Raw genomic sequence first — 15,867 nt, forward strand, 5'->3', positions numbered from 1 at the left:
CCTACCTACAGTAAGCTTTCCGCCAGTCCTGGAACACGTACTCCTCTTTCTCTCGTTAACTTTTTAAATTCCTCTGTTAATTGTTTCGTTACACTTCCTGGTTTTCCATCTCCAATTTCTCTTGAATCAACTTTTACAACTGGAATTAATTCTGCTGCCGTTCCTGTTAAAAACACTTCATCTGCTACATATACGTCATGGCGAGTAAAGGGCCTTTCCTCACACGGAATATGAAGTCGCTCACATAGCTCAATAACACTATTTCTCGTAATACCTTCTAACGCTCCTAAATAAGAAGGAGGTGTTAACACCTTTCCATCTTTCACAACGAAAACATTATCTCCAGATCCTTCACAAACATATCCTTGTTGATTTAACATAAGGGCCTCTAGCACTCCTGCTTGCGCCGCTTCAATTTTTACAAGTACGTTATTTAAGTAGTTCATTGACTTAATGCGTGGGTCCAATGCATCTGGCGTGTTGCGTCTTGATGCAACAGATACAACACTTAATCCATTATCGTAAAATTCCTGCGGGAATAACTTTAATTGTTCTGCAATGATAATAACGCTCGGTTTCACACAACTTCTAGGGTCGAGCCCTAAATCACCTTTTCCTCGTGAAACAATTAACCGAATGTAGGCATCCGCATACTCATTTTTTTGCAACGTTTGTAAAACTGCTTCTTCCATTTCTTCAACCGCCAGCGGGATTGTAAGTAAAATAGATTTTGCTGATTCATATAATCGTTTTACATGTTCTTTTAAACAAAATACATTTCCACCGTAACTACGAATCCCTTCAAATACACCGTCTCCGTATAAAAAACCGTGATCATATACTGAAACAACTGCCTTTTCTTTTTCTACAAATTCCCCATTCATATAAATGTACTGGTTTCCCATCTCACATCGCTCCTCTTTTTTCTCTCTATTTTTGCAATCTATTTCTATATCGATTGCTGAGATGAGTATTTTAAACAGAATATTCAGTATATAGATATTAAAAATATACTCGTCTCAACAATCGATTACTTACATACTTGTAGCAACCCATTGCTGAGACGAGGGAATCGCGGTACCACTCAGCTTCCTTACACTTCTCACGAAATATAAGCTCTGCAAGTCCAATTAGACTTTTGTTTTTTCTATCGGAAACAACTCCGCTACTTTTTACTAGTTTCAAAAGTAGTGCTCCAAGGTGATCTTCAATGATTAAATTGTTACCACCCTCACAGCTTCTAGGCGGCTCTCTGAAACAATATTTATCATTTACTCTCCTCTTCTACGCATTCTCTTATTCGATTTTTTAAAATAAAAACTCTCGCCTCAGCAATCAACTACTACAATTTAGTAGCTTTGATTGCTGAGGCGAGAGTTTCGCGGTACCACTCAGCTTCCTTATACTTCTCGCGAAATATAAGCTTTGTAGGTCCAATTAGACCCCCGTCCTTTTACCGGAGACGATGCCGTCGCCCTCTACTCAGTTTCCCTTTCGCAAGCGATGCTCCGAGGTGATCTTCAATGATTCGATTGTTACTACTCTCACAGCCTAGGAGTAGCTCTCTGAAACGATCATAACCATCTACTTTCCTCTTCTTTGCATATGCAATATATGAAGTTAGAAAATTCTTAATTCACTTTCATTTGTTAAACGTATTATAGGACGTTGTTCTTTTCATTGTCAACATGTTTTTCTAAAAAAAATAAAATTCAATCAATTTAAGAGAAGTCTATTTATTTTTTCTCAATACAAAATCGGAATGAACTTCTTACACATACTCATATATTACTTAAGTATGTTCGCATTACTACATAAAGAAAAACAACTTAATAACATATAAAATTTTTTGAGGGGATGAGAAAACTATGTTAAAAGGAAAAGTGGCATTAGTTACAGGAGCAAGCCGAGGAATTGGACGTGCTATTGCAAAACGTTTAGCAAACGACGGTGTATTAGTTGCTATCCATTATGGAAATCGAAAAGAAGATGCTGAAGAAACGGTGTATGAAATTCAATCAAATGGCGGATCTGCTTTTTCTATCTGTGCAAATCTTGAATCTTTACATGGTGTAGAAACCCTTTATAGTTCTTTAGATAGCGAATTACAAAAAAGAACTGGTAGTACTAAATTTGATATTTTAATAAACAACGCTGGAATTGGTCCTGGTGCTTTTATTGAAGAAACGACTGAACAATTTTTTGATAGAATGGTTTCAGTTAATGCAAAAGCACCATTCTTTATCATCCAACAAGCTCTATCTCGTTTACCTGACAATAGCCGAATTATTAATATTTCATCCGCTGCCACTCGCATTTCCTTACCTGATTTCGTTGCCTATAGTATGACGAAAGGTGCTATTAATACAATGACTTTCACGCTAGCAAAACAGCTCGGAGCACGAGGAATAACAGTGAATGCAATACTTCCTGGATTTATTAAAACAGATATGAATGCAGAACTCTTGAGCGACCCAATGATGAAACAGTACGCTACTACCATCTCCGCTTTTAATCGCTTAGGTGAAGTAGAAGATATTGCCGATACCGCGGCATTTCTCGCTTCTCCAGACAGCCGCTGGATTACTGGACAATTAATTGATGTTAGCGGAGGATCTTGTTTGTAATTTCTTAATCTACTTACGCAAAAAAAGCCAGCATTTTTGCTGGCCTTTTTCACTGTGTAAAACGATATCCTACTCCCCAAATTGTTTCAATGTAGGATTTATCGAATGGATCGAGTTCAATTTTTTGACGAATATTTTTCACATGTACAGCAACCGTTGCTGCATCACCAATTACATCCATCCCCCATACAGTTTCAAAGAGACGATCTTTACTAAATACTTGATTTGGATGTTCTGCCATACAAGTTAATAAATCAAATTCTTTTCCTGTTAACATGACCTCAGTTCCATTTACAAATACACGTCGGGCCGATTTATCAATAAGCAATCCTCGAATACGAATTTCATCTTTTATTTGTTCTCGTTTTCCTGTTAAACGATCATAACGAGCTAGATGAGCATTTACACGTGCCACCATTTCACTCGGGCTAAACGGTTTTATAATATAATCATCTGCTCCAAAACCTAACCCTTTAATTTTATCGATTTCCTCTTGTTTTGCGGATACCATAAGTATTGGTATGTCCTTTTTCAATCGAACTTGTTTACAAATTTCATATCCATCTATTCCCGGTAACATTATGTCTAAAATTAATAAGTCATAATCCTCCAGAAGAACTCTTCGTAAACCTGTTTCGCCAGAGTAATCAATATCTACTGTATACCCGGCAACCTCTAAATAATCCTTTTCTAACTCTGCTATAATTGCTTCATCTTCAATAATTAAAATTCTTTTCAAGATGCTCTCCTTTTTCTAATTGATTTTTTGTAATGTAAATGCCAGAGTCGTTCCTTTACCTTTTTTGCTTTCTACCCAAATATCACCACCATGTTGTGTGATAATCTGATGTGCAATTGACAAACCAAGTCCGCTTCCACCTGTTTTAGAATTTCTAGAATGATCTGCACGATAAAACCTTTCAAATATATGAGGCAACGCCTTATCTTCTATTCCTATCCCATTATCTTTTATGTAAATCGTTACATAATCAATAGATTCAGTCATACGAATTCCGATATATCCTTCTTCTTTATCCATATACTTCACACTATTCCAAATGATATTTGTAATAACACGACGTAATTTTTCACGATCACCTTTTACCAAAATAGAAGTATCCTTTTGAGCATCCCATCTCACTGCAATTCCCTTATCTTGTAATTCAAGCTGTAGTTCTTCTATACAATCAGATAAGTATTGATTAATTTCAACCTCTTCAAATTGAAACGGTTCCTCTTTTAAATCAAGTTTTGAAAAGAGAAAAAGCTCGTCAATTAATTGATCCATATCAAACACTTTATGATAAATAATCGTTAAATATTTATCTAATTGTTCGGGAGTTCGAGCGATACCCTCTTTAATTCCTTGTACATAACCTTTAATAGCCGTAATTGGCGTCCGTAAATCATGAGAAATATTTGAAAGCAACTCTTTACGATTTTTTTCATATTGCATTTGCAACTCGACCGATTCCTTCAACCTGCCACGCATCTCTTCAAACGATAAACTTAATTCACCTATTTCATCTTTCGCAAGTGGCTTTACTTGAAATTCTAAATCACCCTTTTGAATTCTTTCCGTTGCCTGCTTTAATGAATGCAATGGTTTAATAATACTCCGTGATATAAAATATGTTAATATTCCATTCGTAATAATTAACCCCAGTATTAAAGAGAATACGAAATACGGGAAAAATTCTCTAATCAATTCTTCTAAAGGGTTTACATACTCAAATACAAAAATACTAACCTTCTCTCTCTCTGCATCGTAGTAATCAAACTGCTTATAGTAAAAAGAATTACCCTCTATTTTCACAGCCATTCCTTTTCTTTGTCCTTCAGTTTCAAATGCGGGTAGATATTTATCAAACGAAGAAATATTAAAATATGGAGATGCATATGTAAGCTCATCATTTTTTCGAATTAGTAATCCTGCTTGATTATCGTTTAATTCTTTATCAGTTTCCTTTAAAAAATTTATATCTTCCAATTTATCTGGAGCATACGATGAAAGAATTTTCAACCTACTAAAAATATCATCCTCATCTTCTTTTGTACGAATAGCACCCTCCTGCTCTTTATCAATGAGAGAATGACTATTTTGATTAAGACCAATGATTGCTTTTGCAATACGAATATCACCAAATAAAGTAACACTAATTAACATAACTGCTATACCGCAAAAAACGATTGGAATAATTACCATCGCAACATACGACAACAGCAACCTAATACGGATTGACATTGCAGAACTCCTATGAACATTATAATTTTAGCTTGTTACAGAATTCACCGGAAACGAAACTTGACTCATCCAAATACCAGCTAATAATACGAGTATAGCTAGAACAATTTCTAAGAGCAATAAACGACGATTAATGGTTCCGATATCGTTACCCCATGTTTTCGTTTGTCTCCATGCTACAATTGTAATTATACATACAGTTAAAATCTTTATATTTAAAAGGTTCGTCCATATTGAATTGAAATTAAAAAATACCCAATTCCTCGTCTGTAAAAACACAATTAATTCCCCAGAAAGAAATGCTAGAATAAATGATGTACCAGCAATAATACTAAAATGTTTACGGAAACGCTTTTGATCAAATGTAATTTTGTATAATGTTGTCCACGCTATAACAAGAGCTAAATAAATAAGCGCTCCTAGCCACACTGCAATACTCATAACGTGGATCATTCTAATTATAACTGCTGCCCAATTTGGATTCGTAATCCATACATGGCCTGTGAAAGAAAAACTCGCAACAAGAAATCCCCAAATTAGCGCATACCATTCGTTCCCCATATGCTGCAAAGACATAAGAACTAATAATAGCAGTTGAATCATAATAATAACTGAAAATGGCGAATGAATAAGTAAACTCCCCTTCGGAATAATTGACTGATACACTATTAATTCCGCTATCAATCCTACTATAAGTATAGAGAAGAAAATCTTTTTTATTTTCTCCATTCTTTGCAATACGGAAGGTAAACTATAACGTTTTACATACATATCGAACCACTTTACTCCTGCTCCAATTAAGACCATTCCCTCGACAATATAGCGTAACGTTATCATCATAACATACGAAAAAACTGAACCACTCGCATTTCCCTCTGCCACTACATTAGTTTGTGCTTCTTCTCCAATCGAAAAAGGATAGCCTCCTTCACTCAGATGTCCGTCTGCAGATATCATAGACCACCTTACTGTGTAAGTACCATTATTTAAGTTTGGTATTTTCACCTTTATTTTTGTTGGGCTATCTAATATTTCAACCTTCGATACTTGCACTCTCCTTGCACTTGAATCTAGCAGTTCAATATTAACTACATTTTCTGTAACTGGTTCACTAAATTCAAGAATAATCTGTTCCGGTTGTACTGTAAGAACCTCCCCCTCTTTAGGGGTGGTTCCTACAACACTTGTATGAGCAAATACACTACTATGAGAAAATAAAAATATACTTACACTTGTTACAATAAATACTACCATTCTATAAAGCATGAAAACCTCCGCATTATTATTCTGGATGATTACCTGAGTGATCTCCGGTAGAAAATGGAGTAGTTACCCCTTCATAGTTCATCATCGTATGCATTCCTTTTTCCGCATGAACGAGATGATGACAATGAACCATCCATAGTCCACTATTATTTGCCTCTAGAGCAATTTCATATTCTTCTCCCGGAAAAACATTAACTGTATCTAAATAAATCGGACTTCCCTCCATTGGTTTACCATTTTTAGAAATAACCTGGAATGTATGTCCATGCAAATGCATTGGATGAATTTCTTCCCCCTTATTTTTAAAGCGAATCTTAACTTTATCTCCTTTCTCTACTTTAATTGGCGGAATATCAGGTGATGTCTTTCCATTAATCGTATACACCCATTTTTCTTGTCCATTTACATCTTTCACACCTTCTGCCAAATCCATATCATAGACCTTTGTAAACTTTGAATCTATCGTAAACTTGCCCACTCCTTTTTCTCCATATTTCGTAAAGTCAAACCATGGATAACTCTTTATATCAATAGGTTTTTTCGGCAAATAACCGTTCCCAATAGTTGCTGTTAACATTCGATTCATTTTCTTAGAGGGATCAACATTAATAAGTTTTACACTCGTTGTTTCCGGCATTTTAAAAACAAGGTCAAAACGTTGTGCAGCTCCCAACGGAAGAATTGCTTTATCTAGCTCATCTCCTCCTTTTATATCACGACCATCTAATGCGATAATTTGAAATGGCGCCCCAACTAAAGTCATTAAATGCGTATTATTCCCAGCATTAATTAAGCGAAGGCGTACTGTTTCACCTGGTTTTGCATCCAATCGTAGTCCCTCACTTGTATCATTTAATGTAAATACATCGTAATCATCTCCATCAGATAAATCTTTGAGTTGATCATTACTTGGTATCATAAGCGGTCCTTCTAAAGTTTGTGCCTTTTCATTTCGAATATAATTACTAGGATAGCTATCCCAATCTTTATCTTGTTCGCCATTATGCTTACCGTTTTTTATGGCTCCTGTTTTCCATTCATGGATCGCCACTGTATAATCCTTTTCATATTTTACAGCTGGTTTATTCGGTTCGATAACAATGGTCCCAAATAGTCCCCGCTCCGTTTGTTTTGCACTCTTTTGATGTGAATGATACCAATATGTCCCCACCTGATCAGCATTAAATGCGTATGTATATGTTTCACCTGGTTTTATAGCATTTTGCGTAACACCTGGAACACCGTCTACCGCCGCAGGAACATCTAATCCGTGCCAATGGATTGTAACGGGTTCTGGCAATTCATTTTTCAAATTTACAACAATACGTTCACCTTGTTTAACTCGAATTTGAGTACCCGGTGATGTTCCATCAAAGGTCCATGCATCTACCTTTTTCCCATCTCCCAAATCTAAACTTGCTACTTTCGCCGTAATATGAAAAGTTTTTGTAACCCTTTTTTTGGCATCTAAATTAGCAACAGATGTAATTGATTCTGAAGTAGAGGTTGCATCTGTTAACTTCTTTTTTTCATTTGTACCTGGGTAATTATTTATTAAAAAATATCCAAAAATAACTAACCCTAATAGTAAGCATGCCGCAATCAATATATTTCTTAAATCGCTTTGTATAAATTCCTTTTTCATATTAGTCTCTCTTTCATTTTTTGTTGTAAACTATTAATTTTCATACGTGGATTCATTGCCTATCACCTCACATATTCACTTCGATTTACATCATAACACTCAGAAAAAAAGAAACTTTGAAGGAATTTTAAAGACTTTATAAAGAAATATATTTCAATTTTTCTTTACTTCTAAATCTTTTTTATTGCGCAATAAAAAAGATTGTATAATACTATATAAAACAAATACATTTAGGAGGATTACAACAATGTCCGAAAAAACATACGAACTCGCGACCTTCGCAGGCGGTTGCTTTTGGTGCATGGTAAAGCCATTTGATGAACTTCCTGGTATTCATAAAGTACTTTCTGGCTATGCAGGTGGTCATGTAGAAAACCCAACATATGAACAAGTAAAAGCTGGTACATCTGGTCATTTAGAAGTTGTACAAATTACATTCGATCCTTCTATTTTTCCATATGAAAAATTACTAGATTTATATTGGCCACAAATCGATCCAACTGATGATGGTGGACAATTCTTTGACCGTGGTCCATCTTATCGCACTGCTATTTTTTATCATAATGAAACGCAAAAAGAGCTTGCTGAAAAATCAAAACAAGCTCTTGCAGAAAGCGGTATGTTTAAAGATCCAATCGTAACTGAAATTCGCCCGGCTGCACCCTTTTATGAGGCTGAAGAATACCATCAACATTTCTATAAAAAGAACCCAGAAAAATATGCTACTGAGCACAAGGAATCTGGTCGTGAAGACTTTATAAAAGAAAATTGGCAAAAAAAATAATAAAGTGAAACTTTAATCAGTGGGGGTTTTCTTCATCCCCCACTGATTATTAGTTGAACCAATCGGACTTTTATGGGCAGTTGATCCCCCACCTAACTTCTTTGCTTTCGCTGAATTTTAAGTTGGGGGTCTTACTGCCCATTAAAGCGGGATAAAAATGCATCGTACTTTTAAGTACGATGCATTTTTATCTTTGAAAAAAGTACCATGCAATAATGAGAACAACCGCTGTCAATGTCCAAAGTGCGATTTCATTTTTCACTCTACTCTTTTTCTTATTCATTTCCTCTCCTCCTAATAGGAATACAGCATATTCAAGATTTCCTCTGTTTAATTGTCCACCTTATATACGTGAATACATCCTTACAAATTCTTATAATAAGACCACCAATGATTCCGATTGCAATTGAAATTACTAACGTCTTTCCAAAACTAAAAGATTTTGTATATGTTATGTATAGAACGATACACACAAGTAAAATATCTGGCAAAGAAAGTAAAAGTTTTTTAACCAATGCTTTACTTCTCCTTTGTTTTATTTATAAATTATATTTTTTAAAAAGGAGATCTATCACCATTTTTTAACAAAAGGCCTCTAGTTTAAGCACTAGAGACCTTTAATTTATTTATTTCTTTAATCGCTCAATAAAATCCTGTAATTTATCAAGTGATTTCATATTTTGATTACAAGCTACACCATCTTTGCAAATATAGTTTCCTTTTTTGACGAAAGTTCCTTGTACATCACCTTTAATTTCAACTAAAAACATTCCAACTTCTTCATGCCCATGACATAATGAACAAATACTCTTTTTATTTAAGCTTTGGAACGTTCCTTGCAGACCAACAAACTTATTTTTATCATTTTTCGCTATAATAAATTTCCTGCTTGACCCTTTATCAATCCAGCTTAAATAAGATAATTCTTTCATATCCAGTTCTTCCATATCAGGAAGTTTTAATTTTTTTGCTTTAGGAAATAATTTTTTTAATGTTTGCGCTGTAACTTCCTGAAACGGAATGACATACGGATTTATTTTCATTAAAAACACTTCTGCATCTTCTCTATTTTGAACTGTTAATACCGTATTAATTAACTCTTTCTGTTCATCTTTTAAATTCTCAAATACATGTATTATCTTTTCAATCGCAAGTGATTTTAACGCTTGAATGACACCTCTATCATTTGCCATTGCATGCCCATTTGCTAAAATATAAGCTTGTGATTTTATAAAATTGTATTGATCACTTCTAATAAAAGCTTCCATCTTTATCACTCCATACAAATTGTTGATCTAGTGTTATTGTATACAATGATTCAGCTTTTTGATATGTAAAAGATAACTTAGAAACGAATATTACATACATCGATTATATTCTACCGCTTCATTTCCTGACAAAAGAAACCATCATCTGTTTTCCATTCTGCATATAATACGTCTTCAAATTTAGTAATTCCTTTTTTCTTTATTTGTTTATAAAGCCATCCTTCATCAAAACCTGCTTCCCTCAAATTATCCTTAACTACTTTCCCATCGCTAATTAATGAAATAGGTAAGTAAACAGGCTTATGTTTTAAATTCAAGTCATTTATAGTCGGAAATTCATATTTATTTTTTTTCAATACGCTTATGTTTCCGTTAGGTTCCAATATCATATACTCAACTTCTCGGATTGAAAATATATCTTTTTGTTGCCTCAGCATTTGTTGTAATTGGTTAATATCCAAATGATTCGATTTTAATTGCTCTCTGTCAATATGCCCATTACGAATGATAATAGAAGGGGATCCTTCAAAAAACTTTCTTGTCCTTCTAAATTTTTGTGTTATTGCTTCTATTGTATAAATTAATATTACCCATACAAAAACAGCATATAAAATAGACCATACTCTCACCTCAGGATCATATACAGTGTTTCCAACTAGTTCTCCGATTACAATGGCGGAAATAAAGTCAAAAGGTGTTAGCTGCGATATTTGTGTTTTCCCTAATATTTTAGTAGCAATTAATAAAACAAAAAAACCAACAAAAAGTTCTATCGTTATTTGCCCAAGATGATTCATAAGCGTTCACCTTTCTGTAATATGAAATATAACATTTTTATTTCTATTCACATTTCTATACGATACAATTGTGATCATTTTTTCTATTATCATGCCCATTCATACCCCATATATCCAATACGGGCAAAGTAAAAAGAGTCTAGTTCAATTTAATAATTGAACTAGACTCTTTTATCTTCATTTAGAATACACAATCTTTTTAATCGTTTCTCCGGAAAGAAAATACTCCTCTGCAAGTTGATGAATGGAAATCCCGCTTTTAAACGATTCTTTAATCGCTTTGTTTCTTTCATCTAATTGTTTTCTTCCTCCAGATCGTGTACCCCATTTATAATGTTCCGTTTCTTGTTTTGGAATATAAATTGTTTCACCTTGTATATACTTTTGAATTTCAGTAATTAAACTTTCTGGTAAAACGGTTTTAGCTTTTACGTATTTCATTTCTGCTCGCCCCTTATTTTTTATGGTGCATTTCAATAAGGTGCAAAGCCAAATATAAAAAATGATACGAGCTCATTTAGGCGATTGTATATTACTTGTCTACCTCACGCAAAGTATCGCCATTTCCATACTTGGCTTTGCATGAGACGCTGCAGTGTCCGGCAATTGAATTGTAATCGCCATATAAACACCTCCTAATATACCTTTTGCATTTTATTATATGATAAATTCCTTCCCCTTGCATCCACATCCTTTTTAAAGCATGAAATTACTTAGTTTGATATAATACTTTTTAGTCCAATCCAAAAATATAGTGAGGTTGCTTTATGAAAAAGAAAATAATCATTACAATCGTTACATTATTCATTATTACTGTAGCATTATTTGGAACATACAAATTAATGAACGCAAGAAGTTTTCAATTGTTTGGAGATTTAACAAACCGAGTAGAAACAAATCAAAAAGTGATTGCTTTAACTTTTGATGATGGCCCTACGAACAATGTAAAACAAATATTACCGCTACTAGATACATACAATGCAAAAGCTACTTTCTTTTTAATCGGAAATGAATTAGAGAAAAACCTGTCGTTAGGAGAAGCTCTCGTACAATCTGGACACCAACTTGGAAACCATACATATTCTCATAACAGAATGGTTTTTAAAACACCTTCTTTTATTAAAGAAGAAATAGAAAAAACGAATTCATTAATCCGCCAAACAGGATTTACAGACGAAATTGATTTTAGACCACCTAACGGGAAAAAGCTAATTGGCCTGCCCTATTATTTAAATACAAACAATATCGAAACAATTACATGGGACCTTGAACCTGATACTTTTTATACATCTGCTGCTGATAAAATTGAATATGTTAATAAAAATGTAAAACCAGGTTCTATCATTTTACTGCACCCTATGTATGATGAGTCTAATGAAAATTTACAGACCATCGAAGGTATTTTAGACTCTTTATCTAAGAAGGGCTATCAGTTCGTAACAGTAAACGAACTGCAAAAAAGAGCAAAATAAAAAGGTAGCGTATCATAAAATGATACGCTACCTTTCTTTATTAAATAATGCCAAGTACATTTAAGAATACGATAATAATCGCAATTGGTGCGATAAAGCGAAGTAAGAATAACCATAATACGAATAATTTATAGCCTTTATTTTTACTTACACCAAGCTCTTTCATTAATACATCTTTCTTCATTTTTAAAGGAACGAAGATAGAAACTAATAAAACACCAAGTGGCATTAGTACGTTACTAACTGCATAGTCCGCTAAATCAAATACTGTCTTTCCGAAAATCTTCAGATCACTTAATATACCAAATGATAATGCTGACGGTACGCCAACAACGAAGATTAATAACCCTACGATTAAAGCCATTTTTTCACGTTTCCCTTTACCTTTTGCAGTTAAAGATGCAACGCTAATTTCCAACATCGAAATTGCTGATGTAACAGTAGCAAAGAAGAATAGTAATAAGAAAACGATGAAGAATAATTTTCCGAATGCCATTTTACTGAAAATAGCTGGCAGTACGATGAATAATAGTCCCGGTCCTTGTGATGGTTCCATTCCAAATGCGAACACAACTGGGAAGATCGCTAGTCCTGCAAGTAATGTAATCACAAGCGTTAAAGCTACGATAGAAAATGCTGAACGTGGTAAGCTTTCTTCTTTCGGTAAGTATGAGCTATACGTTACCATAACAGCTACCCCGACAGATAGAGAGAAGAACGATTGTCCCATTGCATATAATATGACTTCTGATGTTACGTTTGAGAAATCAGGTTGTAAGAAGAAACGAACTCCTTCTCCAGCACCATCTAACGTAAGTGCACGAACGATTAAAACAAAGAATAAAACGAATAATGCTGGCATGAAATATTTATTTACTTTTTCAACACCATTTTGTACACCTTTACTTACGATGAAAATAGTAATAAGGATGAATAATAGCTGTGAGCCAACTGCTAAATACGGATTGGAAATGATTTCACCAAACGTAGCTTCGTATGCCCCATTCCCTTCCCATAGTCTACCTGTAATTGCATTCCATAAGTATAATAAAATCCAGCCTCCTACAACACTGTAGAAAGAAAGTAGTATGAAACAAGTTACAATCCCTAATTTCCCTAACCATGGCCATAATGTTTTTGGTGCGATTTCTCTATATGCATCAACGGCCTCTTTTTGTGTACTTCTTCCAATAACGAATTCAGCTAATAATAGCGGTAAACCAATTAATAATGTGAAACCGATGAAAATAAGGAAGAACGCGCCGCCCCCTCCAATTCCGGCCATATACGGGAACTTCCAAATTGCCCCTAGACCAATTGCTGAACCTGCTGCAGCTAATACGAAACCTAATTTCGATGTCCATTGCTGTGAATTCATCTGTTAATCTCCTCTCTTTATCTGTGTCTGTTTTACAATCTGGTATTTATATTGTTCTATCCATACTCTTTTCTAATACGTTCACTTCCTCCCTAATAATAAAAAACGCCCCTACGTAAATACGTAGGGACGACAAAAATATCGCGGTACCACCCTAGTTATGAAGATACACCAAAGTTAGGACCTAAATAAAAAACGTCCCTACGCAAATACGTAGGGACGACAAAAATATCGCGGTACCACCCTAGTTATGAAGCCACAACAAAGTAAGACCTAAATAAAAAACGTCCCTACGTAAATACGTAGGGACGATAAATATCGCGGTACCACCCTAGTTGTGAAACAATCTTCACCACTTTATTTGATAACGGTATAAACTACCGTCTTTCATTTCCTCATAATGTGAGATTTATGAAAGATGCTCCAGGACGAACTTCATGAATAATCTATATACTGATTCACACCAACCATCAGCTCTCTGAAATAGGGAGATATTCACTACTATACCCTTTCATTGCCCAAATATTATTTTCCGAATTGATTACTATCATTTTTATCACACATTAAAAATAGTGTCAACTTATATTTTGAATTTTTATGTATTACTTTCTTTTTTAAATTCGAAATATGACTTTTAAATGAATAGTATTAGAACATTTATGGTTTATACTGTATTAACTTCACTAACGGGTTTATAGTAGTATACGATGAATGCAAGACAGCACGAGTAGGAGGATAGAATTTTGTCTACTTCAAAAGTTTTAAAAGGTACTGCTTTATTAAGCGGTGCAACAATGATTTCACGTATATTAGGTTTTATATACTTCTTCCCTTTTCAATTACTAGTCGGAACACAAGGGGTCGCTTTATATGGATATGCATACTCTTGGTACGGTATTTTATTAAGCTTCTCAACAGCTGGTATTCCTATTGCCGTTTCCAAATTTGTTGCAAAACATAATGCGCTTGGTGATTATAGTACAAGCAAAAAATTATACAACTCTAGCGTAAAATTAATGTTGTTTATGGGCTTTTTAGGGTTTTTAACTTTATTTATTGGAGCACCGTACATATCACAATTTATTATTCGTTCAAAAACGCCAGATCCACAATTTATCGCCGATGTAACACTTACGATGCGAGCATTAAGTTTCGCACTTATTATCGTACCAGCTATGAGTGTCACACGCGGTTATTTCCAAGGTTTTCAACATATGAAACCAAGTGCCGTTTCTCAAGTCGTAGAACAAATTGCGCGCGTTGTTTTCATTTTAGTTGGTAGTTTTATCGTCTCAAAACTATTAGGGGGTTCAGTCGCCTCTTCTGTTGCAGTTGCTACGTTTGGCGCTGTTATCGGGGCACTTGCCAGCGTTTCGATTTTAATGCTGTACTGGAAAAAATATAATAGATTAAAGCCTCCCGAAGGAGAATTAAAGTCAAGGGCTTCGAATATCCCATTAAAAAATATTTATATGGAATTACTTCGATATGCAATCCCAATTGTATTTGTCGGTATTGCCATTCCGCTCTATACGTTAGTAGATCAATATACTGTTGCTGATGTCCTTAGAGCGATGGGAGAGCCTTTAGAAACAGCGAATGCAGTGTTCGCTTATATAACGAACTATGCCCAAAAGTTAATTATGATTCCAGCTTCACTTGCTACTGGATTTTCGTTAACGATCATTCCGGCTATAACAAAATCTTATACAAGCGGGAAACTAGAAGAATTACAAGAACAAATTGCAAAGATATTTCAAGTCTTGTTATTCTTCACTATCCCAGCTGCATTTGGTCTTGCTAGCATCGCTTACGATGCATTCCGTATGGTTTATGTAAATCCTGAAATTGCACTTGGTGGATCACAATATTTAATTTCATTTGCACCTTCTGCTATATTAAGTGCGATTTTCACAGTTTCAGCAGCTATATTACAAGGAATCGATTATCAAAGAAAAACGATGATCGCTTTCTCAGTCGGTATTCTCGTTAAAGTTTTAGTAAATACACCGCTCTTACATTTATTTGGCGGGCACGGTGCTGTACTTGGAACAATTCTTGGATACCTCGTTTCCAATGTTATTATGTTGTACTGCATCGTTAAGTTTGCGAAATTTAAAATTGGCGAAACAGCAAAAACAGTACTTCTTATTACAATTTACTCCGCAGCAATGTCTGCTGTAGTAATTGCATTAAAAGTAATTTTAAAATGGTTAATTCCTGGACAATCTTATATGGAATCACTTCTCATTGTTGTTATATGCGGCGCTGTAGGAGGAATTGTTTACCTTTTATTCGTCCTAACGAGCGGACTTGCTTCACATATTCTCGGTGATAGAATTCAGCGATTGCCCGTACTAGGTAAATTAGTCAAATAAAAAGAAG

The 15,867-nt window shown here is 34.6% G+C and carries 14 protein-coding genes and 3 other annotated features; of the genes, 4 read left to right on the forward strand and 10 right to left on the reverse strand.

Annotated features, from left to right (window positions below; translation table 11 throughout):
- Window positions 1–5: 5 nt before the first annotated feature.
- Complete coding sequence (ilvE, locus tag ACTFOB_RS14650; protein ID WP_151630847.1) at window positions 6–905, reverse strand: branched-chain-amino-acid transaminase; 900 nt, start codon at window positions 903–905, stop codon at window positions 6–8.
- 151 nt (window positions 906–1,056) lie between these two features.
- Window positions 1,057–1,296: a binding site (T-box leader), on the reverse strand.
- A gap of 67 nt (window positions 1,297–1,363) precedes the next feature.
- Window positions 1,364–1,609, reverse strand: a binding site (T-box leader).
- A 259-nt stretch (window positions 1,610–1,868) separates the two neighbouring features.
- On the opposite strand from ilvE, the gene ACTFOB_RS14655 reads away from it, so the two are divergent.
- Window positions 1,869–2,627: an SDR family oxidoreductase gene (locus ACTFOB_RS14655; protein ID WP_440027295.1), complete on the forward strand. Its 759-nt coding sequence runs from the start codon at window positions 1,869–1,871 to the stop codon at window positions 2,625–2,627.
- Between the two features lie 49 nt (window positions 2,628–2,676).
- Here the strand turns inward: ACTFOB_RS14655 and ACTFOB_RS14660 are convergent, their stop codons facing one another.
- The 4 genes from ACTFOB_RS14660 to ACTFOB_RS14675 are packed head-to-tail and all read right to left on the reverse strand — an operon-like array spanning window position 2,677 to window position 7,783.
- Window positions 2,677–3,366: a response regulator transcription factor gene (locus ACTFOB_RS14660; RefSeq protein ID WP_440027293.1), complete on the reverse strand. Its 690-nt coding sequence runs from the start codon at window positions 3,364–3,366 to the stop codon at window positions 2,677–2,679.
- Window positions 3,367–3,381: 15 nt separating this feature from the next.
- The gene (locus ACTFOB_RS14665) at window positions 3,382–4,872 is read right to left on the reverse strand and encodes an ATP-binding protein (protein ID WP_440027291.1); all 1,491 of its coding nucleotides are present in this window, start codon (window positions 4,870–4,872) and stop codon (window positions 3,382–3,384) included.
- Between the two features lie 27 nt (window positions 4,873–4,899).
- A complete protein-coding gene (locus ACTFOB_RS14670; RefSeq protein ID WP_440027289.1) occupies window positions 4,900–6,138 on the reverse strand; it encodes a copper resistance CopC/CopD family protein in 1,239 nt (412 codons plus the stop codon).
- 16 nt (window positions 6,139–6,154) lie between these two features.
- Window positions 6,155–7,783 carry a multicopper oxidase family protein gene (locus ACTFOB_RS14675; protein WP_440027287.1) on the reverse strand — a complete coding sequence of 543 codons (1,629 nt, stop codon included), beginning with the start codon at window positions 7,781–7,783 and terminating at the stop codon, window positions 6,155–6,157.
- A gap of 247 nt (window positions 7,784–8,030) precedes the next feature.
- Here ACTFOB_RS14675 and msrA point away from each other — a divergent pair, with 247 nt between their 5' ends.
- The gene (msrA, locus tag ACTFOB_RS14680; RefSeq protein ID WP_440027285.1) at window positions 8,031–8,567 is read left to right on the forward strand and encodes a peptide-methionine (S)-S-oxide reductase MsrA; all 537 of its coding nucleotides are present in this window, start codon (window positions 8,031–8,033) and stop codon (window positions 8,565–8,567) included.
- A 314-nt stretch (window positions 8,568–8,881) separates the two neighbouring features.
- Here the strand turns inward: msrA and ACTFOB_RS14685 are convergent, their stop codons facing one another.
- From ACTFOB_RS14685 to ACTFOB_RS14700, 4 genes are all read right to left on the reverse strand, one after another.
- Entirely contained in the window at window positions 8,882–9,082 is a 201-nt protein-coding gene (locus ACTFOB_RS14685; protein WP_440027284.1) for a hypothetical protein, read from the reverse strand.
- A gap of 111 nt (window positions 9,083–9,193) precedes the next feature.
- The gene (locus tag ACTFOB_RS14690) at window positions 9,194–9,835 is read right to left on the reverse strand and encodes a FusB/FusC family EF-G-binding protein (RefSeq protein ID WP_440027283.1); all 642 of its coding nucleotides are present in this window, start codon (window positions 9,833–9,835) and stop codon (window positions 9,194–9,196) included.
- Window positions 9,836–9,945: 110 nt separating this feature from the next.
- Window positions 9,946–10,632, reverse strand: a complete 687-nt coding sequence (locus ACTFOB_RS14695; protein WP_440027281.1) for a DUF421 domain-containing protein — start codon at window positions 10,630–10,632, stop codon at window positions 9,946–9,948.
- A 177-nt stretch (window positions 10,633–10,809) separates the two neighbouring features.
- Window positions 10,810–11,073, reverse strand: a complete 264-nt coding sequence (locus tag ACTFOB_RS14700; RefSeq protein ID WP_151630860.1) for a CD3324 family protein — start codon at window positions 11,071–11,073, stop codon at window positions 10,810–10,812.
- Window positions 11,074–11,399: 326 nt separating this feature from the next.
- Here ACTFOB_RS14700 and ACTFOB_RS14705 point away from each other — a divergent pair, with 326 nt between their 5' ends.
- A complete protein-coding gene (locus ACTFOB_RS14705) occupies window positions 11,400–12,104 on the forward strand; it encodes a polysaccharide deacetylase family protein (protein WP_440027279.1) in 705 nt (234 codons plus the stop codon).
- Window positions 12,105–12,144: 40 nt separating this feature from the next.
- On the opposite strand, the gene ACTFOB_RS14710 is transcribed toward ACTFOB_RS14705, so the two are convergent.
- Complete coding sequence (locus ACTFOB_RS14710) at window positions 12,145–13,482, reverse strand: sodium-dependent transporter (protein WP_440027277.1); 1,338 nt, start codon at window positions 13,480–13,482, stop codon at window positions 12,145–12,147.
- A 301-nt stretch (window positions 13,483–13,783) separates the two neighbouring features.
- Window positions 13,784–14,006, reverse strand: a binding site (T-box leader).
- 219 nt (window positions 14,007–14,225) lie between these two features.
- Between ACTFOB_RS14710 and ACTFOB_RS14715 the strand changes: the two genes are divergently transcribed.
- Complete coding sequence (locus ACTFOB_RS14715) at window positions 14,226–15,860, forward strand: putative polysaccharide biosynthesis protein (RefSeq protein ID WP_440027275.1); 1,635 nt, start codon at window positions 14,226–14,228, stop codon at window positions 15,858–15,860.
- Window positions 15,861–15,867: the final 7 nt, after the last annotated feature.

It is taken from the genome of Bacillus cereus group sp. MYBK79-1 (genome assembly GCF_051915365.1).
Lineage (GTDB): Bacteria > Bacillota > Bacilli > Bacillales > Bacillaceae_G > Bacillus_A.